This is a genomic window from Prosthecobacter vanneervenii (assembly GCF_014203095.1).
In the GTDB taxonomy this organism is placed as follows: domain Bacteria; phylum Verrucomicrobiota; class Verrucomicrobiia; order Verrucomicrobiales; family Verrucomicrobiaceae; genus Prosthecobacter; species Prosthecobacter vanneervenii.
In genome coordinates this window covers 176,207-198,087 of record NZ_JACHIG010000002.1, presented here as the reverse complement: position 1 = coordinate 198,087, position 21,881 = coordinate 176,207, and the positions used below count along the sequence as shown (strand labels likewise).

The following is a 21,881-nucleotide window of genomic DNA, read 5'->3' as shown; positions in this document are numbered from 1 at the left end:
TATCCTCTCATCTCATGCCTACTCCCGCTCCAGCCGCTCGTCGTGTGAATGTTCGCACTCCGGAGGTGATGGAGCGTGTGCAGGCCGAGGTGGAGACCCACTATCGAAGCCTGATCGTTGAGCAGCTCCGCGCCAAGGGTAGTGTCATCCAGATTGGTAATACCACTGTCCGTCTGGCACGCGATTTCGGCTTCTGCTACGGTGTTGAGCGCGCTATCGACCTGGCCTACGCTGCACGCAAAGTCTTTGCCGACAGGCGCGTTTTCTTGCTAGGGGAGATCATTCACAATCAGGAGGTAAACCGACAACTCTCGGAGATGGGGGTCATCAGCATTCCCAATACTGAGCACGAGTCCACCGTCGCCACCCTGACCCCTGATGATGTGGTGATAGTGCCCGCTTTTGGGGCCGAGACCCGGCTCATGAAGCTCATCGCTGACCGCGGCTGCATGGTGGTGGACACCACCTGTGGAGACGTGATGAGTGTTTGGAAGCGTGTGCGCCAATACGCAAAGACTGGCTTCACCTCTATCATTCACGGTAAGGCCAGCCATGAGGAGACCCGCGCCACCTCTTCCCGCGCCATGGGAGACGACGGCATGGGAAACTACCTCGTGGTGCTCACCTTGGCGGACGTGGATTATGTTTGCGACTACATCCGCAATGGCGGAGACAAAGAAGCTTTCCTGAAGCGTTTCCCATCCGGCGCTCATTCGGATGGCTTTGATCCTGATCTTCATCTCAAGCGCATCGGCGTGGCCAATCAGACCACCATGCTCAAATCCGAAACCGAGGAGGTGCAGCGCCGCCTGAAGCAGGCCGTGCTGGACCGCGATGGTGCGGAAAGCGGAGGTGCCAATTTCCAGGTGTTTGACACCATCTGCGGTGCCACCCAGGAACGCCAGGACTCGCTTTTTGGCCTGCTGCAGCAGCCTCTGGACGTGCTGCTGGTCGTGGGCGGCTACAACAGTTCCAACACCACCCATCTCGTTGAGATCGGCGAGCAGCGGCTGCCGACCTTCTTCATCCGCACCGCTGACTGCCTCAAGTCGTTGGAGCAGATTGTGCATTTTGACCTCCACATCAAAGCGGAAAAGGAAAGCTACTCCGCCAAGCTGGCCAGTGACGGCCCCGTAACGGTGGGCATCACCGCCGGTGCGTCCTGCCCCAATAATCTGATCGAAGACACCGTGCTGCGCGTGTTTGGCCTGCGTGGCATTGACGAGGCCGCCGTGCGTGCCGCTCTTGCCTGATCCCATGCATCTCACACCGACCATCGAGACCCGCGAAGAGGTCATGTTCTTCGACACCGACTGCGGCGGCGTGGTGCACAACATCGCCTACCTGCGCATGATCGAAACCGCGCGCACGCGCCTGGCTGCGCTGATGGGCATGAAACTGCGCGAGATGGCACAGACACACCTCTTTCCCGTCGTGGTCCGCACTGAGATCGACTACAAAAAACCCGGAAAGCTGGGAGACGAACTCGTCATCCACGGCCGTCTGGAAAGCGTGGAGCGCGTGCGCTTCTGGTGCGCCTTTGAAATGCGCCGCGCTGAGGACAACGCCCTGCTCATCACCTGCCGCCAGTCACTCGCACTTGTGCAGATGCCGGAGGGCAGGCCCGTGCGCCTTCCTGACGACTGGAAGGTAAAGTACGAGCATCTGATGAAGGCTTGAAGCGATGCGGGCACTCCTGCCCGCAATGAATGTGCTTAGGACTCTCGTTTTGCAGGTATGAGTGCCTGCATCACATGGATCATCGCCCGCTCACGCCTGCCGGCTTTTTAGGCTTCTTCTCGGCCTTCGGCTTGGTTTCACGCGGCGGGAACTCCCAGCTCATAAGGCGTTTTTCGCCGGGGGTGCAGATGAGGAAGCTGCTGAAGGGGCGGCCGCGCTTGGAGATCATGCCCGTGATGAGGGAGGTCTTGCCATCGTGGAAAAACTCGCGCGCGTTTTCCGGCGTGATGTCCTTCTGGCAGAGCTTCTTGGGCAGGCGGGCGTTGCACTTGGAGGACTCGTTGGCGTTCACCTTGCACTGATAGGCGTCGGGCGTCTCGTAGATCTTCTCGCCCTTGCGGCCCTTCTTGGCGCACACGGGGCAGTCGGTGATGACGGGGCACTCGTCCCAGTTGATGCTGTCGGGGTCGGAGCCGTCGCCAAAGACAAAAGCCACTTTCATGTCCTCCTTGACCTGGAGTCCGGCGCTGAATTCCTTGCCCTTTTTGCTGCGGAAGCCCTCGAGCGGGCCCACAAAGCGCTGCTCGATGAGCGTGCGGATCTCGTCGTCTGTCAGAGTGCGTCCGGCCACGGTCTTGAACACGCGCACCTTGCACTTGGGGTTTTTGCAGCCGTAAAATTCCTCGGTCTGCTTGTAGCCTTCCTTGCTGCCACAGGTGCCGCAGGTGGCGGGGAAGTCGGGGAAGACCTTGTCCTTGGCCGCCTTGGAGTAGGCCTTGGTCTTTTCCACCACGTCCTTGGTCAGGCTGCGGATCTCCCGCATGAACTTTTCACGGTCCAGCTGGCGCTGCTCCATCTGGCGCAGCTTGTATTCCCACTGGCCGGTCATTTCCGGAGAACGCAGGGCATCAATGCCGATGGCGCTGATCTGATCAATCAGTGCCAGCCCTTTGGCGGTCACATGGAAGTCACGCTGCACACGCTCGATGTAGCGATCCATGATCAGGCCTTCGATGATGGCGGCGCGTGTGGCGGGGGTGCCCAGGCCTCGCTCGCTCATCGCTTCCGCGAGTTCTTCGTCTTCCACCAGCTTGCCGGCGCCTTCCATCATGGAAAGGATGGTGGCTTCCGTGTAGCGGGGCGGCGGCTTGGTCTGGTGCTCGTTCACCTCGACATCGAGAGTTTGCGCCTTGTCGCCAGTGTTCGCGGCCACGAGCAGCTTGCCGGAGTCCTCGCCTTCCTCGGCGGCTTCTTCGGCGGCTTTCTTGCCATACACAGCCAGCCAGCCGGCTTCCTTGAGCACCTTGCCGTTGCTCTGGAAGGCGTCCTGACCCACGCGGGTGATGCGGGTGGTCACTTCAAACTCGGCGGCAGGGAAGAACACTGCCACAAAGCGGCGGGCCACCATGTCGAAGAGCTTCTGCTCGGCCTCGGGCAGCTCCTTCGGCGGAATTTGGCCGGTGGGGATGATGGCGAAGTGGTCGCTGACTTTGCTGCTGTCAAAGATGCGCTTGTTCGGGCGCACCCACTTGTTGTCCAGCGCGGTGGCGGCGTGCGTGCCCAGCTCATGCGGCAGGGCGTCCTGCTTGCGGCTGTCGTGGCTGGCAAAGGTCTTCAGCGTACCCGTCACGGTGCCGAGGTAATCTTCAGGCAGGTGGCGGGAGTCGGTACGAGGATAGGTCAGCACCTTGAACTTTTCATACAGCGCCTGCGCGATCTGCAGCGTACGGCGGGCGGAAAAGCCGAAGCGGTTGCTGGCCTCGCGTTGCAGGCTGGTCAGATCGTAGAGCAGGGGAGGGGCTTGGCGTGCGGGCTTGGTGGTCTGCTCGATGACGCCCGGCTTGCCGTTGCAGCGGTCAGCAATAGCTTGGGCCGTGCCCTGGTCCCAGATGCGCTCGGCTTTCTTGTGCTCGTCGGTTTCGTCCTTCTTGAAGCTCTCGTCGATCCAGCGGCCCGCATAACGGCCGGCGGGCACTTCAAACAGGGCAATGGCTTCAAAGTAGGTGCGCGGCACAAAGGCGGCGATGTCGCGCTCGCGCTGGGCCAGCACGGAGAGCGTGGGGGTCTGCACACGGCCCACGGGGGTGAGGCGGAAGCCGCCGTGGCGGGAGTTCAGGGCGGTGAGCGCACGGGTGCCGTTGATGCCCACCAGCCAGTCGCTTTCGCTGCGGCATTTGGCGGCGTCCGCCAGGGGCATCATCTGCTCGTCGGTGCGCAGGTTTTTGTACGCATCGAGGATGGCACCTTGGGTCATGGACTGCATCCAGAGACGCTGCACGGGCTTTTTGCAGCCGCTGGCATCCATGATGTAGCGGAAGATCAGTTCCCCCTCACGGCCGGCGTCGCATGCATTGATGACGGTGTCTATGTCCTTGCGCTTGAGCAGGCGGGTCAGGAGTTTATAGCGGTCCTCGCTGCTCTCGATGGGATTGAGCTCAAACTTCTCCGGCATGATCGGCAGGCTGGTGAAGCCCCAGCCGATTTTCTTGCCGTTGACCATGGGCATGCCCAGCTCCAGCAGGTGGCCAACGGCGGAGGAGATGACGTGGGTTTCGTTTTCGTACCAGTCCTTCTCTTTGGCGAATGGCGTCATGCCGGGGGCTTTGGCTAGAGCGCGGGCAAGATCGGCTGCCACGCTGGGCTTTTCGGCAATGATCAGGGCTTTGGGCATGTGCGTATGAACAGAATGAAACGGAAAAAGGGGCCTACTTAGGGCATGCTTTACCCCCGGCTGTCAAGGTTGGTGCTCTTTAGAACCGGAATGTTGCTACACAGACAACGTGCCAGATCGTTCATCAGGATGCACCCAGAGTCTGTCAATAACGCGTGCTGAAAACAAAAAACCGCAGCCCTGAAACTGCGGTTTTTTGTGGCGGAGGAGTTCGCTGTCGGAATTAGCGTGTCGCAGGAGCATCTTCCGTCGAGGCCATGTGCATCAAGGAAGCAGAGCGGTGCTTGGCGGCCAGTTCCGGCATGTTCAGTTGCTGATAGAGCTCTGCCAGCAGGGCATGCGCGGAGTTCTTGTCGCGGGCGTTTGGCAGGCTGCGCTCGATGTCGCGCACCGCTTCCTTGAGCTGGCCCATCTTGGCGTAAATGTGGCCTCGGGTGTCCAGGAAGAAGGGGTTTTCAGGTTCTTTCTGCACTAGTTCGTTGATGATAGCCAGGGCCTTTTCCAGCTCGGCCTTGTCAGTGGAGACCGAGGCTATGGCCATGGCGAGGTTGTTACTGATGACCTTGAATCCAGGATTCAGGGAGCTGGCCAGTTCAAAATGAGACTTGGCCGATTCGCGGCGGCCTTGTTTCCAGTCCATCACACCCAGATAATAATGGAGGAAGGAGTTTGAGATGCCGCCATTGCCCAGGATGCGCTCAACGTAGCGCTGGCGTTCTTCCGGAGCGCTGGTCAGCTCTTCGCAGTCGCCGAGGAAGGCCATGATCAGATCCTGGCTCTCAGGGCTGGCGTGGATGCCTTGCTCCAGCAGTTTCAGCACCAGCGTGCGGTCATAGGTGGGCTGGTCCTTCAGGTGACGGCTCCAAGAAAGGTAGATGCCGCCGATGAGCTGGCGCTCCTCTTTGGAGGGGGAGCCTTTGGTGGTGCTGGTGATCCACTGCACCGCTTCGTCAAAACGGCGTTGCAGGCTGAGGCACACAGCGATGGAGAAACGCACTTCATGCCCGCTGGCCGTGACCTTTTTGGCCATGGCGCGAAGTGCTTTTTCAGCCTTCGCAGCGAGCTCGATGGAGGCGTCTTCCTGGCCAGTGTACTGCAGGGCGGTGGCCTTCATGAGCATAATGTCGGGACGCTTCTCCAGCTCCATCTTATCCAGGTGCTGGAGCGCCAGCTTCCATCGCTGCTGCCCTGCGGCGAGCCGCGCAGCCAGTTCCCGGGCGTCTTGGTTGGCAGGATCGCTGTTGATGGCGTTATTGATATGTTCCTGGGCCAGGGCCACGTTCGGATTCCTCTGGCCAAGGATGATGACGGCCTGCAGGACATGGGCAGGGGCATAGCCAGGGCGGGTGAGCGGGGCGATGCGGGAAAGCAGGCGCAAAGCGTCTCCCTCCCTCCTCATGCCACTGAGCGCCTTGGCTTCGATGACGATGGCCTTGGAGTTGATCTTGCCATCCTGCATCACACGCATGGCGGCCAGGCGGGCTTCGGCAAAGTGCCCCTGGTCCAGCTGGCTTTGCGCCTCGCGTTCAAGTTTGCTAATGTTTTCGAGGCTGTCGTCCGTGCGGGAATTGATCACCATGAAGATGAGCACGAGCAGCGCAAAAAATGCCGGCAGTCCCAGCATGGCGTCCTTCGGGCGGCGCTCATCCAGCATGTAGTCGATACGGTGTCGGGTGTGGTCTAGAAATTCTCCGGTCATTCGCTTTCCTTTCCTGCGAGTGTGCTTTGATTGACGAGGGTTTGAGCAAGGATTTTGCGGGCGTCACTGAGAAGCTCAGTCAAGGCATCCTGGCCATGGTCGTCTGCCTCCGCGTCCAATGACATCACTTGGAGCACGTACGTGTTTGAGACGGGTTTGGGAGCCGTCCAGCGGGAGATCAGGCGGTCGGCGATCCGGTTCGCTGGCTTTTCGGAATGAAACGTCTGCGGGATGCCGTTCTGATCCAGCACGCTCAGCCAGAGGTTGGCGCGTGCCATCTCCGTTGGCTGATTCATTTCCAGAAAGCGCACGGTGTTTTGCTTGTCGCCGGGCAGGGCACCATCCACTTGACGCTGGAACTGCCAGCCCTGGCCGGTGTAGCAGAGGCGGGTGTCGTGGAAGCCGAGGAATGGGAAATTGACCGCAACATAAGCCTCTCTGCCATCTTTGCGGTAGAGCCAGACTTGATTGCGCACGCCGAGCTTGCCGATCATGGCGTTCTCCACGGGCTTGTCCCCTTCGCGCACCCAGCCGGCCAGCGTGTGTGGCATCTGGAACTCGTCATTCTCAGAGATCGCAGGTGTCGGTGCGGTTTGAGCAGGGCGGGTGAGGGCCAAAATTTCAGGACCCAGCAGCAGGCCTGCGCCCACAACGGCCACAGCCACGCTGAAGCCACCGAGCGGGCCCATGCTGGCGGCTGGTATCTGCCTCGGCTGCTCACGAGATTGAACAAACCTGCCAGGGGCGCTGTTGAGGATGAAATGGATGCCGTGGTCGGCGCTCCATACCATGAGCAGATCCACAATGAAAAAGACCAGTCCCACAGCCTCGTGTGCAGCCCCTTGGTCGAGCTCCATGCCCCAGTAGTGGAGGCCGCCGATCACGACGCAGATGCGCAGCACATTAGAGGTCACTGAGATGAGGGCTGCGCTGAGCATGAGGGTGCCGACGTGTAGAAATGAGCGGCGGTTGAAGCAGCTGAGGATGACCGCCATGCAAACGGCCACGAGAAGGGTGTTGGTGCCACTGCAGGCATCGTCCACAAAGAAGCGTTTCTGCGCTGTGGCAACGATAGTGCCCTGCACGGCATGCAGCACGTTCATCGCGTCCAGCCACACCTGGCTGAGGCGTGCAGCTTGCCCCGCCAGCACCTGGTGCAGATGCTGATCCAGCATGAGAGGCGTAGGAATGAAAAAGAGCGAAAGCACCGGCAAAGACCACGCAGGTGCCTCATTCAGGGAGGTTCTACCTTTGGCTGCGGCCAGCGCTGTGGAGGCAAGCACAAAGGCTACTCCTGCCAGGAAAGGAGAGACAAGTACAAAAGCAGCCAGTGCCAGCAGCAAGTGGCTAGCTGTCAGCCATTTAAAGGCTGACGTATTTTGAGGAGACGAGACGGCGCGGAATACGCCGTCTCGTCTGGCCAGCCAGATCCACGCCACCATAGGCAGCGGAAAGAAATGACTGGCCGGATGACGAACCCAGATCTCCTGAAGAGCAAAAGACAGACAGACGATAGATGCAGCCGAAAGCAGCCACATAGAACTGTTTGTTGTTGAATTCCGAGTGTTCAAGAGAGCCAGGGGTGAAGGTTAAGAAAAGATCCGTTCAGCCTGCATCATGCCGCAGCCTGTTCTTCGGCAGGTTGCTTGGAGCGGCGCAGGAAGGCGATGCCAGCCATGCCCAAGATGCCTCCAAAGCCAAGAATGACCGCAGGCGGCTCAGGCACAGGGGCGACAGGGGGAGGGGCCGCATCATAGGTGTAGGTCACCACCAGGTTGCCCGTGGTGCTGCCCGTCATGCTGGTCAGCCAGGTCGGATTGGACCCGGCACCGGTAGCTGTGACAGTAGCACCAAATGCACTCGAAAGGTAAAGAGGAACTTGGCCTGTACCTTTGAATGAATTGAAGTTGGCGTCGCCGCTTACGTAGCTGTCAGTCTGGTAGATGGTGGGTGACAGCAGGACATTTGTCGTGCTGTAGGAGGCGTCTTTCGCGAGGGTTTGGTTGATGTTGGTCTTGGAGCCATTGGAAAACCCTGACAGAACTTGATCGCCCGCGTCGCCAACGGATGGCACAAAGCCTTGCACCGATGCGGTAAAGGAGAGGCTTTTGAGCGTCACCGTTCCGGTGTTTTTGTTGGTCAAAGTGAACGAGTTGATGGAGGAGTTGACTGTCCAGTCCAAGGTCACATTGGTCAGGTTGCCAAGGGACGTGTTGAACTGGTTGAAGTAGAACTGCTGGCTACTGTTGATGGTGCCAAAGTCCACCGTTTGGGTGATGACGCTAGCATGGCTGTTAAGAGCTGTTGCTAGAATGAGTGCGGCTAGAGAAGAGATTATTTTCATAGCAGCCATACTGTCAGGGTAAAGAGGATGGAGACAAATGACCTTTGGTAAGTGAATCCTTATGAGGGGTGGCTTCTTTTTTTATGTGTAAGTGGTGTTAAAAAAGATTCAAACAGATCGCTTGTTATCAATTCATTATGTCGTGTTTTAATGTGCTCTTTCAGGTATGCTTTTCGATGGTTTGGAACCATCCAACTATTCATAAAGGGATCGTTTCAGGCTGAATAAAGTGAGCCAGACCTTTGTTGTTTGTTAAAGGAATGGCTGATTTATTGAATTCAATGTTTAGCGCGCATGCGCTTCAGTATTCAGCTTTTCTTGATAGCATTTTAGAGAGCACGTGAATATGGCTCATGGATTCCCTGACGTCCCACCAACACTAGAGACCTTGCAGAATCCAAATCGGCAAAAAATCGACGCGGCATTTTTCTGATAGAGCTAAGTATTTCTCTTGGAATCCGTGACCCGCTGCAGCTCTCATCGGCTATGAAATAGTTTAAATATGGCAGCCTGCTTGAGCGGGCGCAAACAAGTCAGCGGGCGACTTAGCTTTTGCCAATGCAGGCACCTTTGGAATGCTGCATCATTTCCTAGGGCGGCGAAGGATTTGCACTCACGAGCAGCCTTTGACGAATGGGCATGAAAGCAAAGCTTCCTGCTGGCTTGCAGGGGGATGGGCGTGAAAAGTCATGGTGGGCCTGCGGCATCCGCAGAACCCGTAGGCATGCAGGTCACACCCAGATACGCACTGCTTCCAAGATATTGGAAACCCCCAGCTTGCCCAAAGCGTTGCGCTTGTGGCTCGAAATGGTCTTCATGCTCAGGCCAAGGCGGCTGGCTACCTGGCTGGGCCGCATGCCAGAGACCAGCAACTCTAGCACCTCCTCCTCACGAACGGAGAGAGCGTACTGTGATGACTCCTCTTCTTCCTGCGGGGCGTTGATTGGGCCTACTGAGCGGGCCAGGGCAGAGGCCAGTTCACTAGACATGTAGGGTACGCATTCTAGCGCGGCGCTCAGGGCGCGCTTAAGCTCTTCCACAGATTCGTTGCATCCTAAAAAGACACTGGCTCCCGCTTGCATGGCGGTCCTCGTGGTCACGGGTGCAGGTGGTCCGCAGATGAGCATGACGCGCTTTCCGCCTGTTATGGAAATTACTGCTTTCAGGGTATCGATGCCGTGCTCCACGTCTCGCGGGTGGAATTCCATCATCAAGGCGTCCACCTGCACGGATTCCACCGCATGGCGTACTTCTTCCACAGATGAGGTCTCGATCGCTTTGCACCCAGGGAGTATCTTCTTGAGCAGGAGCTTCCAGCTGGAACGGGTGAATTCGCTGGGGTGAAACAACACACAAGTGGGCATATCAGGTAACAGGTGGGACCGGCGGAGCCTGAAGGCAGTTCAGAGCGGTCTAGTGGAAGGGGTGTGTGCGGAAAGATGGCTAGATTAGAAAACGAACGATTGCAGTGTGAAGGCGATCAAAATTTGTCAGCTGATTTAAAATTTGTAGTTTTTACAGTAAAAGGGGCTGACTATTCATATCTCCGTAAATGAATCGCAGTCTGCCGGGGGGGAGAAAAATATTAACACGTTCTTTTCGAATCCGGTCCTTAAGAGCGCGAAGCTGTTAAAGATTGAAAACAAAGAGAATAGAATTTCTGAATATTATCGGAAACAAGCGCTGAAGGTCATTAAAGCCCATTCTTGGAATGGGCTAAGCAGCGGCTTATGTCACAGTGGCACGCTATTTGCATATCACTCGTTTCACAAGACGGCTCAAGATGGTGGGCGGAAGGCGCTAAATCTTGGGTGAGAGGAGCCTGAGACGAGCCTCAGGAAGAGTGCCTCAGACAAGGAACAGATGACCTTAAGCGTGTCCTTAAGTTTTGTTACGTTTCCGTCTAAATAATTAAAACTTAATTTAGACGCCATATGAGATTTTCCATATAAATTTGGATTGTCATAGCAGTCAGACAGGCTGCTTTTACCCCACATATAACAGAGCGCTTTGTGCTCTAACTCATTCAACAACAATGACTCCCGCATCTAAAAAAATCTTGCTCGTTGATGACCATGCCATGTTCGCTGAGACGCTAGGCCAGTATCTGCGCCTGATGTTCAAAGACTATGAAATCCTGATCGCTACAAGTGCTGAAAAAGCGCGTGAGTTATCATCAAGGCAGGCCGTCGATGTCGTCCTAATCGACCTCGAAATGACTGACTGTTCCGGTCTGACTCTGCTGGCAGACTTTGCCGCCGCCATGCCTTCTCCGGCCTGTATCGTCGTCAGCATGCACATCCAGGCGTTGTGGATCGAGCGTGCTTTGAAGGCAGGTGCCTGCGGGTATGTGGCCAAAGATTCTCCTCCAGGGGAGATCGTCACCGCTATCAATTACGCCCTGCGTGGCAAAAAATACCTCTCCCGCAGCGTGGCGCAGTCCTTCGCAGAAAATGCCGTGAGACTGCCGACCGGCGGCAAGGAACTGCACAAGGTGTTGAGCAGTCGCGAGTTTGAAATCTTCCTGCAACTGGCGCATGGAAAGAGTCTGAAAGCCATCTCCTTGGATCTAAGCCTCTCGGCCAAGACGGTTTCTGTTCACAAGCACAACATCTGGAAGAAGACCGGCATCGACTCCGGGGCCAAAATCGCCCGCTATTGTGTGGAGCACGGCCTCCTGGCTGGTGGAGCCCAGACTTTTCAAGCGGCGTAACGCTTTAGCGATGAGCTCAACGCCAGAGCTGTGACCGCTAATTGACACGATACCGGTATCTGACCAGCTGCTTCGTGTGGATTCGCGGTCATTTGTTGGTGCTGTGAAGGGTGAATGTCAGGTAAGGTTATGTGGAATGCCTTCGAAGCAAGTGCGTTAATCTATGAGCAGGGAGGCAGCGTTTGCGACGAAGGCGATGCACCGCTTCAACTGGCAACGGGGCGGAATGTTCCCAAAGTTGCAAGCGTCTGTCGCGTGTTTCCAGAATACAATGGTCAAAGTGGAATGCTCACAGTGTGCCACCTGGCTCTCTCAGTGATGGTGTGTGATGACACACCCTGTCTTTAGAAACGCTTAGAGGTGTGCATGGGATTAGTCCTTGGCGCTTTTACGTGCTTCCGTCACCAAATTCATGAAAAGCTCGCGCTGTTCCGCCAAGGCTGCCACTCGGTCTCCAGAGGGTAGCTTGTGGGCTTCCAGGCAGACATGGCCTTCATAGTCGGCCTCCACCAGAAGTTTGGCCAGCTTGTCGAGCGGGTAGCTGCTCTGGTTTACACCACGGATGTGCGTGGTGTGGCCGAGGTGGTCCTTAACGAGGGCAAAGTTAGCCTCCAGTCCTGCGCCATTGAGGTCGGTATCGTTGGAATTCCAGCAGACGCGTACGTTGTCGCGGTTGGCGGCGTCCATGATGGTCTTGATGTTGGGCAGTTCGGAGGTGTCCTTGCCATGTACCTCCAGACGAATCTCCTGGCCAAAGCCCAGCGCATAGTCTCCCAGCTCCGCCAGCGCCTTGCCGATCTGAGTCAGCGTTTTCTCCGCTGGTACGTCCTTCGGCAGGGCATTAGGCTTCACCTTCACACCGGTGCCCCCCAGATCGTGGCAGAGTTTGATGTATTGCTTGGCTCCTTCGATATTCTTCTTCACCTCTTCCACATTGGGGGAGTGAAATTCATAATTGGTGCCCATGCCGAGGAGGTCCACGGGAGAGTCCTCAAACTGTTTGCGCACCGCTGCGCGCTGTTCGGGCGTGAGGCTAGGGCTGACCTTGTGTGCATGGTCGATGCGCAGCTCCACGCCGAGCACCTGCGCAGTTTCGCAGTTTTTCAGCAGCGTGGGCAGGTCCCAGTCTGCGCCCCACATGTACGTCACGAGGCCAAATTGGATGTTCTCTCCTTTGTAGCTAAGCTTGGAGTCTGCTGCAAAGGCGGCTGCGGCGCTGGTGCCGAGCACGGTGTGGATGAAATGGCGGCGGGAGGACATGGTGAGAGTAGTGCGTGGTTTAACGCCTGCCACAGCCCGCACATTGCAGCCACCATTTGAAACAGAGCCAAATGCTGGGTGCCTCTCTCCTTTAAGGAGCTTCCTGCGATGCCTTCTTCTCTGCCGCGATGTCCTTGCGACGGAAACCCTGAACTCGGCCGTTGCCCTTGTAGAGATAGATCTTTTTGACGTCATCCAGCTTCATGATGACCCAGGGGGAAAGCACATTGCGCCCGTTCTTGGTGTACACGATGTTGTCCGCCAGATGCACGCAGGAGTGGAAGGCGTCTCCTGTGTTGTTGTCCAAAAAGAAGAGGACATCCGCAAACTGATAAGGCGGGTCCACTGGCACAAACTGCTCCAGAACCTGGCTGGTAGCCAGACGTGCGTCTAGCAGGTACTCGTGCGGCTCAAAGTTGAAAAAGTTCAGCGAGGTCCAGTGGCAGTCTGGCAGCATGCCGTGTTTGGCCATATCAAGGCCAGGGTAGGTGTAGAGCAGTTTGCGGGGCAGGGCGGGCAGCACATGCACCAGGCCCAGTTCGTCCTCGCCATCCAACTCGATGACGGAGCGCACCAGCGGTTCGAGGTCTTTACGGCGTATGCCCGGGCCAAAACTCCAATACTTGAGGATCTCCTCGGCATTGGCTGTTTTGTCCAGGATGAGGCGGATCATCAGGTTGCGCGTGCGGGTGCAGGCCTTGAAAATGGCCCGCGCCTCGGAGTCTGACTGGGCGTAGTTTAGAAGTACAGAGATGTCGCTGAAGGCCACGGCTTCTCCGCGCATGTAGCTCATCTGCTTGATCTTGTTGACGATTTCCATGCGCAGCTTGCTGCCCTTGTACCATTCATCAATGCTGGCGCCGATGATCAGCACGGGGTCGGCGTAGTATTCGTTTTCCGGATATTTGGCCAGCTCAGCGTAGATGATGGCACGAGATTCTGCGGACATGGCCTCCACCTCGTTGAGCGGTGGCATCACATGCACATTCGGGCCGTCTTTGACCAGGTGCTTGGGGGCTAGCAGTGTCTCCACCAGTGACTGAGAGAGGCCGGCCTTGGAAAACAGCATCGGCAGACTGATGACTGCTGAGGCTGGAAAGGTCCATCGCGTTACCGGGCTGGGCAGTGGAAACTCCTCCACAAGGCTGGCTGGCGCCTCCAGATAGACATAGGCGCATTTCATGCGTCCCCATGGGCCTGGCTGGGCCTCGAAGACTCCCGGGAGGGAAGGGGGGGCTGCTTCAGCCTGGCTCAAAATCGTGCTTGCTGGCTGACTGAGAATGACGCTGGATTTCTGTGACAGTATGCTCTGGCCAACTCCTGCGGCAGGCATGAGGCACATGCCAGCGATGACTTTCATCAGCAAAAGGGTGCTGCGCGAACGGCTTGTAAAGATGTACTCTCGCAGGCTTTGGGTTTGACTGGCTGAGAGGGAAACTAGGGACATGTGGCAGGGGCGTGCATGGAGCAGATGCTACTCGCGTAGCTCATTTAGCCGATCCCCATGGTTGAGGGGGAGATCAGGCATGGACGATCCATACGTGCAGCAGATTTCGAAAAAATCATGCTGAATGCTGGGGTGCAAAAAAATCTCCGCCAGAGCGGAGATTTTCGTGATTTGAAGCTGAAAAATAGGCTTGCCGCTTACACTTTAAAGGCGCGGATTGCTGTCACTTTAGCCTTGCGGCTTACATGATGACTGTCAGTGGGGAGTTCCACTTCGTCTCCTACGGCTTTGCCGATCAGGGCTTTGGCAGATTCAGAGAGATAGCTGATGATATTCTTCTCCAGATCTCCGTCCCAAGCGCCCAGGATGGTGAAGGTTTCCTTCTCACCAGAGGGCACGTCTTCCAGGTCCACAATGGTGCCGATGCCCACTTTATCCGTGGAAACGTTGGCAAAGTCTGTGCCACGCGCGTGGCGCAGTTCACGTTCCAGCTTGGCCTGCATGCGCAGAAGAACGGACTGCTGGTCGCGCGCCGCTTTGTAGCCGCCGTTTTCGCGCAAGTCGCCCTCATCGCGTGCGATCTGGATCTCGCGCTTGTTCTCTGGGATCTTGACATTGACGAGGTCTTCCAGCTCCAACTTTTTCTTCTCCAGGCTCTCCCAGGAGGCGATCAGGGCGTCATTCTTCACTGCGGCGGAGTTGTCGTCCATCATCTGCTCCATCTCAGGGCGTGCCTTGATGATGCGCGCCATCAGGGAGCGGCGTGTCAGTTCGTCAAAGAGGGAGCCGTTGATCAGGCGCTTGGCCAGCAGGCGCACATCTTCGTCGTCGGCTTCAGCCACCATTTCTCCCAGCAATGTTTTGTCGTCGGAGAGGAGATCCTGCAGGCGGCCGGTGCGTTTCGGGCCACCTTCCATGTGGTCGCTCTCGATCACACCGAGGATGGCGTGGCCCAGATCGATGTCGAAAACGGATTCCGCCAGACCTTTGCGCTCGCGTGCCATCCAGATAAGTAGGTCGGAGGAGAGCATGCGGTTGCGCAGGGATTTTTTCAGCGCCTCAGCCAGCACATCGCGCTCGTCATTGGCATCCAGCACCACGGCGATCTCCGCCACGGCGCGGCCGCCGGTCTTGGTCAGGTGGTGGAGAATCTCAGACACCCAAGCTCGGTTTGGGAAGGCCTCGGGGAAGGCGCGGTAGATACGGCCCAGAGCGCTGGAAGCCAGACTCTTGATGGCGTCCGCCAGCACATCTTTCGTCTCGCAGATCAGGTCGGAGATCTTCATGGAGCCCATTGGGGCCGTGGTGCCCAGGGTGTCGATCAGCTCATCGCGCGCCAGCAGCAGTTGCAGGCACTCCTTGAGGTTCAGTTTCACGCTTTTGCGCGCAGAGTCGGAGATGTCCTGAAAAACGGGCACCAGTTCGGCCTTTGCATCAGTGAAGAGGTCCAGATCCTTCTGGATGCTCGCCAGGGTGGCCAGCTTGCTCTTGAGATCGCGTGCGGCCAGGAAGGACTTCACCATCTGGGTTCCGGCGTTTTCAGCCTGGTCTCGCAGCACAAGCTTCTCCGTGCGCTTGGCGGGCACCACGATGTGGCGGTGCGTCTTCAGTGCGCGCTTGGCGCCTTCCCACCACTTCTTGTAGTCAGCGTCGGGGATGATGCGGCCCTTGAGCAGCTTTTCCAGATCGTCGAGATGCAGGGTGTTGCCGCTGCTCTTCAGCGCCAGCTCCACCAGTGCGGGGGCGTTGTCTGCAGCCATTTGCTTCAGGGCGTCCAGATCTGCCAGACGGCGGGACAGCAGGTGATCCGCCGGCAGGATTTCCAGGGAGTTGATGGCAAAGGCTAGTTTCAGTGGATGCCCGGGCTTGCCCTCAAAGTCGATCAGCAGGCGGTCGCCCAGCAGGTCCCATTCAGCGATTTTGCCTACGCCCCAGCTTTTATGGACACAGAAGGTCCCGGGTTCGAGTTTCGAAAGTTTTTCGCCGTCGGCTGCAGAAAGCTTGCCTGCGGCCACAATGTTTTGCACCTCTGGATTCATGAGGCATCCAAAGTAAACAGACGGGGAGTGGAGGCAAAGGAAACCTGTGACGGATTCTCTTCTTGTCAGAGGGTGGTCATCACCACGCAAGACACCACAGCACCTTGAGGTAGCGGCTTTCCGGACAGTTGGACATCACCGGATGGTCCGCGCCTGCGCCGGTGCGGTCCAGGATCTGGAGGCGGCGCTTGTTGCGGTGCGCGGCACGCATCACGATGTCTTCAAACTCCGCCACATCCAGCAGCCCGGAGCACGAGCAGGTCACAAACAGCCCGCCGCGCTCCAGCAGGCCCAGGGCCACGGCGTTCATGTCGTAGTACTTGTTGCGGCCCAGCTGGCCTTCCTCCGCATCGCGGGAGAAGATGAGCTTCGGCGGGTCCAGCACCACGGCGTCCCACTGCTTGCCGTTCTGCTGCATCTGGCGGCCCCAGGTGAAGGTGTCTCCGTGCACCCAGTCGATGCGCACCTGGTTCAGGTCCGCGTTTTTTTTGGCCTGGGCGATGGCCTTTTCGTCCAAGTCCACGCCGGTGACGTCCTCGCAACCGGCCATCCGTGCGCTGAGGGCAAAACCTCCCGTGTAACTGCATAGGTCCAGCACACGGCGTCCGCGCGTCAGTTGGCCGAATTTTAGGCGGTTCTCCCGCTGGTCGCAGAAAAATCCCGTCTTGTGCCCGTCTTCAAAATTCACCTGATAGCGCACGCCGTGCTCGCGCACGCGCACACTGCGTGGAGCGGGGTCGTCCATCTCAGGCACGTCCGCCCGGCGCATGCCTTCGATGCGGGCGATGTCTGCGTCCACGTCAATGACGTGCTGCTTGGTGCCCAGCGCCGCATGCAGCTTGGGCAGCCAGCGGCGCAGGCGGCGCCACACGCCTAGCGAGGTGACTTCGATGGAAAGCACATCTGCATAGCGGTCCACCACGAGGCCGCTGAGGCCATCACCGTCGGAGGAGATTACACGCCATGCGTCGGTTGTGTCCGGCAGGCGCAGCATCTTCAGGCGCAAGTCCAGCGCGGCGTCCAGGCGGGCGTCCAGCGCGTCCTCGGTCAGCACGTTTTCACCATGCTGCAGCACGCGAAGCGGAACGTGCGCTTTGGGATTGTAAAAGCCGCTGCCAAAGAGCTGCCCTTCCTTGTCATAGACATTCACCAGATCTCCCGCTCCCGCGTCTGGGGAGGTGGCCCGAATCATGTTGGGGTAGACCGCCGGGTGGAAGGAAAAATACTTCATCTGTGCCCAGGGCCGCAGCCAGTTCTCGCTGCCCGGAGGCGGGGAGGAACTGGCGGCTGAATCACGGCGGGGATGACGCGGGGGAGGGGGCATGACAGAAGTTGACGGTTGTTTGCAGTGGTTTGCCAGAACCTCATTCCACAGCCAGCCCCCCACAACAACTGCAAACCATTGCCAACAATCGCAAACAACGGCAAACTCCCCCACCGCCCCTTTTCCCGCTGGCATGCGCGTTGCTTCCCGCTTAGGTGGGGCGCATCCCTAGCGCTGTACTCACCATGGCCTCCGAAAAGCCCGTCACCCTCAAAGACCTGACCATCCTCGGCAAAGAAAACCTGCCCTCCGGAGGTGGGTTCATGATCCTGCCCAGCAAGCTGGGCTACTTTGACCTCCTGCGTCTGGAACTCGTGCTGGAGGGCCGCCCGGTGGTCTATGTCGTCAAGAAAGGCGCTGCTCTGCATCCGCTGCTGCGCGTGCATCTGGAGCGCGAAAACGTCCACGCATTGGAGTTTGCGATCGGGGAGACCGCTGTGCCAGCCTATCGCCAGGCTCTGGCAGATGCCGCAAAAGGGGGGGCTGTCATCATCTATCTGCCTGCCGAGGCGGCCACCATCTCCGCGCCCATGACCACTGTGCCGGGCACCAAGCTGGAGTTTCTCCTCAAAGGGGAGATCCCAGTACTGCCTCTCTACGTGCACAGCCGCCAGGACACCGCCCTGCCTATCGAACGTCGCTACTCCGACGCTGAGGTCATCTTCAATTTTGGCAAGCTGCTCCAAGGCTCCGAAGTGAACCTCGCCAGCTATCAGGAATCCCTCCTCATGCTCGCGGAGGAGAGCTTTGGTGAGTCTCCCACGCTGGACATGAGCCTGGGCTATGCCCTGATTCACGGTTTTAAAAAACACGGCACTCGCAACAGCGTCGTTGATGGCAAGGATGAGAAGATCCTGCGCTTTGACAAAGTCTTCGCCACCGCGCTCGCACTCGCCCAGGTGATCAAGCGCGAGACCCAGAAGCAGCGCGTGGGCATCATCCTGCCTCCAGGGCTCGGCGGCCTCATTTGCAATGTGGCCGTGGTCCTCGCGGGCAAGATCCCGGTGAACCTCAACTTCACCGCCGGGCGTGCCTCCATCGAAAGCGCCATCCGCCGTGGCGACATCGACCGCTTCCTCACCGCCGACATCTTCGTGCGCAAGATGCAGAGCTTCCCCTGGCCGCCCAGCAAGCAGCTCATCCTTATCGAGCGCATCCTGCCCAAGATGAAGGCATCCATCGCCAAATGGTTGCTGCTTAGCAAGGTGCTGCCAGCGCCCATTCTCGCGGCTGTGCTGGGCATCTCCCGCAAGGGCGGGCGCAAAGAGGCGCTGCTGCTCTTTACGAGTGGCAGCTCCGGCGAGCCCAAGGGCGTGGCCCTCACGCACCGGAATATCATTGCCAACGTCACCCAGTTTGGCAGCCGTCTCGGCATGCAGACCAATGACAGCATCCTCGGCTGCCTGCCGCTCTTCCATAGCTTTGGCTGCACCGTCACGCTCTGGTTCCCCATCATCTACGGGCTGCACCTCGTCACCTATCCTTCACCTATGGAGGTGAAGAAGCTCGCGCAGCTCATCGAGAAGTACCGCATCACGCTCATGATCTCCACGCCCACCTTCCTGCGCAGCTACCTGCGCGGTGTGAACCGTGAGTCGCTCGCCTCGATCAAGTACTGCGTCACCGGCGCGGAAAAACTGCCCAGCACCGTGGCGGATGCCTTCGAGGCCCGCTTTGGCAAGTCCGTGCTGGAAGGTTACGGCCTCACTGAGACCTCCCCCGCCTTCAACATCAACCTGCCCGATCCTGCACCGCTCGGAGACGAGGAGGCTGGCTACTCCTGGCTGCCGAGCCACCGCCAAGGCTCCGTGGGCCATGTGCTGCCCGGTATGGCCGTGCGCATCACCAATCCCGAAACCAACGCCCCGGTTCCCCTGCATCAGAGCGGCATGATCTGGTTCAAGGGGGCCAACGTGTTTGAAGGCTACCTCAACGATGCCAAGCGCAGTGCCGAGGTGCTGCAGAACGGCTGGTTCCGCACCGGAGACATCGGACGCGTGGACCTCGACGGCTTTCTCTACATCGAAGGCCGTCTCAGCCGCTTCTCCAAGATCGCCGGAGAGATGGTGCCGCACGAAACTGTCGAAGAAGCCCTGGTTAAAGCCATGGGACTCGAAAGTGAAACCGTGCGAAAGATCGCCGTCGTCGGCGTGCCGGACATTGAGAAGGGTGAGGCCCTCATCCTCCTCACCAGCATGCCCGGCGGCCCCGAGCATCAAGAGATCCTCGACCTCCGTTACCGCCTGCTCGACAAAGGCATGCCGCCTCTGTGGATTCCGAAGAAGATGATCCGAGTGAGTGACATCCCCGTGCTGGCATCTGGCAAGCTGGACGTGCAAAACTGCGAGAAGATCGCGAAGGCGGGAGCGTGAAAGTAGGCCAGTTGCGCCGCAACTGGACAATTTGCCTCACACAATCATCATGCAATCCCCGTAGCTGAAGAAGCGGTACTTCTCCCGGATCGCCTCGGCGTACGCCTCCAGGATTAGCTCTCTTCCAGCGAGAGCGCTGACCAGCATGATGAGCGTGGACTTGGGCAGGTGGAAGTTTGTCAGCAGGCCGCCCGCTACACGAAACTCAAAACCTGGGTGAATGAAAATGTCTGTGCTGCCCTGAGCTGCGACGACTTTTCCGTGATCGCGCGCCACGGTCTCAAGCGTGCGCATGGCGGTGGTGCCCACGGGGATGACACGCTTTGCTTTTTGAACGGCCTGCGCGGTGGCTTCTGAAACTTCATAGACCTCCGAGTGCATCTTGTGCTCGGCGATGTTTTCGACCTTCACGGGCTGGAAGGTGCCCACGCCCACATGCAGCGTGACAAAGGTGTGGGGCAGGGGATTGAGCACCTCCGGCGTGAAGTGTAATCCGGCCGTGGGTGCGGCGATGGAGCCTTCGCTGCGCGCAAACACCGTCTGGTAGCGCTCGCGGTCCGCAGGCTGGTCCTCGCGCCCCATGTAATGCGGCAGTGCCAGGTGGCCGTGCTTTGACTCATCCACCACACGGTCAAACTCGATAATACGGTCGCCGTTTTCTTCCGCGATCTCCACCACCGTGCCCGTTGCCTCGCCGATGGAGAAGGTGTGGCCCACGCGGAATTTCTTTCCCGGCCTGACCATGCAGCGCCAGCGCGTTGGTGTGAGCATCTGCACGCGCAGTACCTCGTAGCCTTTGTCGGTAAAGTAGCGCGCCGGAACCACGCGCGTGTCATTTAGCACCAGCAGGTCTCCCGCCTCCCGAGAGATGAACTGCCCCACGTCACGGAACATCCGGTGTTCGATGTGCCCCTCCTTCCGGTGCACTACCATCATGCGAGACGCTGACCTTTCCGCCAGCGGCTCGCTGGCAATGAGTTCGGGTGGCAGGTTGTAGTCGAAGTCGGAGGTAAGCATGGAGTGTGACTCACTAACTTGAAACTTTGAACCTGAAACCTGAAACTTTGCCGTGCCTGTCCGATTTCTCCCAAACTTTGTCCTTCCCATTTCCCGCCGCCCCCGCCTATAAAGCCCGCGTTCACACCTCAACCACCATGCCAGCCAAAAAGCTCAACATCGCCGTCGTCGGCCTCGGATTCGGGGCGGAGTTCATCCCCATCTGGCAGCGCCACCCGCTGACCACCTGCTACGCCATCTGCCAGCGCGATGAAAAGAAGCTCAACACCATCGGCGATGCCTTTGACGTGGACGTGCGCTACACGGACTTCAAGTCGATGCTCAAAGATCCGAACATCGATGCCGTGCACATCAACTCGCCGATTCCTGATCACGGCTGGATGAGTATCGCCGCGCTCAAAGCCGGCAAGCACGTGGCTTGCACTGTACCCATGGCCACCAACATCGAGGACTGCAAAAAGATCTGCGATCTCGTCAAAAAAACCGGCCTCAGCTACATGATGATGGAGACCGTCGTCTATGCCCGAGAGTACCTCTACATGAAGGAGCAGCTGGACAAAGGCACGCTGGGCAAGCTGCAGTTCGTCCAGGCCTCCCACCAGCAGGACATGGACGGCTGGCCCAACTACTGGCCGGGCCTCCCGCCCATGTGGTACGCCACTCACTGCGTCGGCCCTGTAGCAGGCCTCATCGGCAAACCCGCCGAATATGTGAGCTGCTTTGGCTCCGGCACCGTGCGCAAGGAGCTGCAAAAGTGCTATGGCTCTCCCTTCGCTGTCGAGACCGCTCACATCAAATTCAAAGGCACCGATGTGAACGCCCGGATCATCCGCAGCCTGTTTGACACCGCCCGCCAGTACCGCGAGAGCATTGATGTCTATGGCGACAAAGTCTCCATCGAGTGGCCGCTCATCGAGCATGAGCCGCTCATCATGCACCGCGCCAAGTTGCCAGAGCATAAGATCCCCAAGCTGGTAAAAGCTCCCGACTTTGCCAAGCGCCTGCCCAAGCCCATCCAGCGCTTCACCACCAAAGGCGTTTACGATCTCGGCAAGAAAACGCATCTCAGCTTCACGCAAGGCAGCGGCCACGGCGGCAGCCATCCGCATCTAGCTCATGAATTTGCCAGTGCTCTCGCTGAAAAGCGCCAGCCCTTCCCGAACGCCACCCAGTCCGCTAACTGGACTTGCGTGGGCCTCTGTGCCCACCAGTCCGCCATGGCCGGCGGCAAGATCGTGAAACTGCCGACCTTCACGCTGAAGTGAGAAGGCTGTAGAGCGCCCGGCTTGCGGGTGGGATGGCCCACGCTACGCTA

Annotated in this window: 15 protein-coding genes; 5 read left to right on the top strand and 10 right to left on the bottom strand. The window is 58.4% G+C overall.

What is annotated here, in order from left to right; translation table 11 throughout:
- Nucleotides 1-14 precede the first annotated feature (14 nt).
- Together HNQ65_RS06080 and HNQ65_RS06075 are read left to right on the top strand one after the other, a co-directional pair.
- Nucleotides 15-1,253, top strand: a complete 1,239-nt coding sequence (locus HNQ65_RS06080; RefSeq protein ID WP_184338604.1) for a 4-hydroxy-3-methylbut-2-enyl diphosphate reductase — start codon at nucleotides 15-17, stop codon at nucleotides 1,251-1,253.
- A 4-nt stretch (nucleotides 1,254-1,257) separates the two neighbouring features.
- Complete coding sequence (locus HNQ65_RS06075; protein WP_221306053.1) at nucleotides 1,258-1,680, top strand: acyl-CoA thioesterase; 423 nt, start codon at nucleotides 1,258-1,260, stop codon at nucleotides 1,678-1,680.
- A 79-nt stretch (nucleotides 1,681-1,759) separates the two neighbouring features.
- On the opposite strand, the gene HNQ65_RS06070 is transcribed toward HNQ65_RS06075, so the two are convergent.
- The 5 genes from HNQ65_RS06070 to HNQ65_RS06050 all read right to left on the bottom strand — a co-directional run bounded on the left by HNQ65_RS06070 (nucleotide 1,760) and on the right by HNQ65_RS06050 (nucleotide 9,746).
- A complete protein-coding gene (locus HNQ65_RS06070) occupies nucleotides 1,760-4,351 on the bottom strand; it encodes a DNA topoisomerase III (RefSeq protein ID WP_184338603.1) in 2,592 nt (863 codons plus the stop codon).
- A 223-nt stretch (nucleotides 4,352-4,574) separates the two neighbouring features.
- Nucleotides 4,575-6,050 (bottom strand): tetratricopeptide repeat protein, encoded by a 1,476-nt coding sequence (locus tag HNQ65_RS06065; protein ID WP_184338602.1) that lies wholly within the window; start codon nucleotides 6,048-6,050, stop codon nucleotides 4,575-4,577.
- Nucleotides 6,047-7,588, bottom strand: a complete 1,542-nt coding sequence (gene xrtU, locus HNQ65_RS06060) for an exosortase U (protein ID WP_184338601.1) — start codon at nucleotides 7,586-7,588, stop codon at nucleotides 6,047-6,049. The genes HNQ65_RS06065 and xrtU overlap by 4 nt, the downstream gene beginning before the upstream one ends.
- A 77-nt stretch (nucleotides 7,589-7,665) precedes the next feature.
- Nucleotides 7,666-8,394, bottom strand: coding sequence for a choice-of-anchor E domain-containing protein (locus tag HNQ65_RS06055; RefSeq protein WP_184338600.1), 729 nt, complete (start codon nucleotides 8,392-8,394; stop codon nucleotides 7,666-7,668).
- 731 nt (nucleotides 8,395-9,125) lie between these two features.
- Nucleotides 9,126-9,746 carry a LuxR C-terminal-related transcriptional regulator gene (locus tag HNQ65_RS06050; RefSeq protein ID WP_184338599.1) on the bottom strand — a complete coding sequence of 207 codons (621 nt, stop codon included), beginning with the start codon at nucleotides 9,744-9,746 and terminating at the stop codon, nucleotides 9,126-9,128.
- A gap of 683 nt (nucleotides 9,747-10,429) precedes the next feature.
- Between HNQ65_RS06050 and HNQ65_RS06045 the strand changes: the two genes are divergently transcribed.
- A complete protein-coding gene (locus tag HNQ65_RS06045) occupies nucleotides 10,430-11,107 on the top strand; it encodes a response regulator (protein WP_281382072.1) in 678 nt (225 codons plus the stop codon).
- A 372-nt stretch (nucleotides 11,108-11,479) separates the two neighbouring features.
- Here the strand turns inward: HNQ65_RS06045 and HNQ65_RS06040 are convergent, their stop codons facing one another.
- From HNQ65_RS06040 to HNQ65_RS06025, 4 genes are all read right to left on the bottom strand, one after another.
- On the bottom strand, nucleotides 11,480-12,367 hold the full coding sequence (locus tag HNQ65_RS06040) for a sugar phosphate isomerase/epimerase family protein (RefSeq protein WP_184338597.1): 888 nt from the start codon (nucleotides 12,365-12,367) through the stop codon (nucleotides 11,480-11,482).
- 91 nt (nucleotides 12,368-12,458) lie between these two features.
- The gene (locus HNQ65_RS06035; RefSeq protein WP_184338596.1) at nucleotides 12,459-13,550 is read right to left on the bottom strand and encodes a hypothetical protein; all 1,092 of its coding nucleotides are present in this window, start codon (nucleotides 13,548-13,550) and stop codon (nucleotides 12,459-12,461) included.
- Between the two features lie 461 nt (nucleotides 13,551-14,011).
- On the bottom strand, nucleotides 14,012-15,853 hold the full coding sequence (locus HNQ65_RS06030; RefSeq protein ID WP_184338595.1) for a GreA/GreB family elongation factor: 1,842 nt from the start codon (nucleotides 15,851-15,853) through the stop codon (nucleotides 14,012-14,014).
- A 79-nt stretch (nucleotides 15,854-15,932) separates the two neighbouring features.
- Nucleotides 15,933-17,177: a class I SAM-dependent rRNA methyltransferase gene (locus HNQ65_RS06025; RefSeq protein WP_184338594.1), complete on the bottom strand. Its 1,245-nt coding sequence runs from the start codon at nucleotides 17,175-17,177 to the stop codon at nucleotides 15,933-15,935.
- 185 nt (nucleotides 17,178-17,362) lie between these two features.
- Between HNQ65_RS06025 and HNQ65_RS06020 the strand changes: the two genes are divergently transcribed.
- Nucleotides 17,363-19,549 carry an AMP-binding protein gene (locus HNQ65_RS06020; RefSeq protein WP_184338593.1) on the top strand — a complete coding sequence of 729 codons (2,187 nt, stop codon included), beginning with the start codon at nucleotides 17,363-17,365 and terminating at the stop codon, nucleotides 19,547-19,549.
- Between the two features lie 36 nt (nucleotides 19,550-19,585).
- Here HNQ65_RS06020 and queA read toward each other — a convergent pair whose 3' ends face one another.
- Entirely contained in the window at nucleotides 19,586-20,566 is a 981-nt protein-coding gene (queA, locus tag HNQ65_RS06015; RefSeq protein WP_184338592.1) for a tRNA preQ1(34) S-adenosylmethionine ribosyltransferase-isomerase QueA, read from the bottom strand.
- Nucleotides 20,567-20,703: 137 nt separating this feature from the next.
- Here queA and HNQ65_RS06010 point away from each other — a divergent pair, with 137 nt between their 5' ends.
- Nucleotides 20,704-21,831, top strand: a complete 1,128-nt coding sequence (locus HNQ65_RS06010; RefSeq protein WP_184338591.1) for a Gfo/Idh/MocA family protein — start codon at nucleotides 20,704-20,706, stop codon at nucleotides 21,829-21,831.
- The last annotated feature ends 50 nt before the right edge of the window (nucleotides 21,832-21,881 follow it).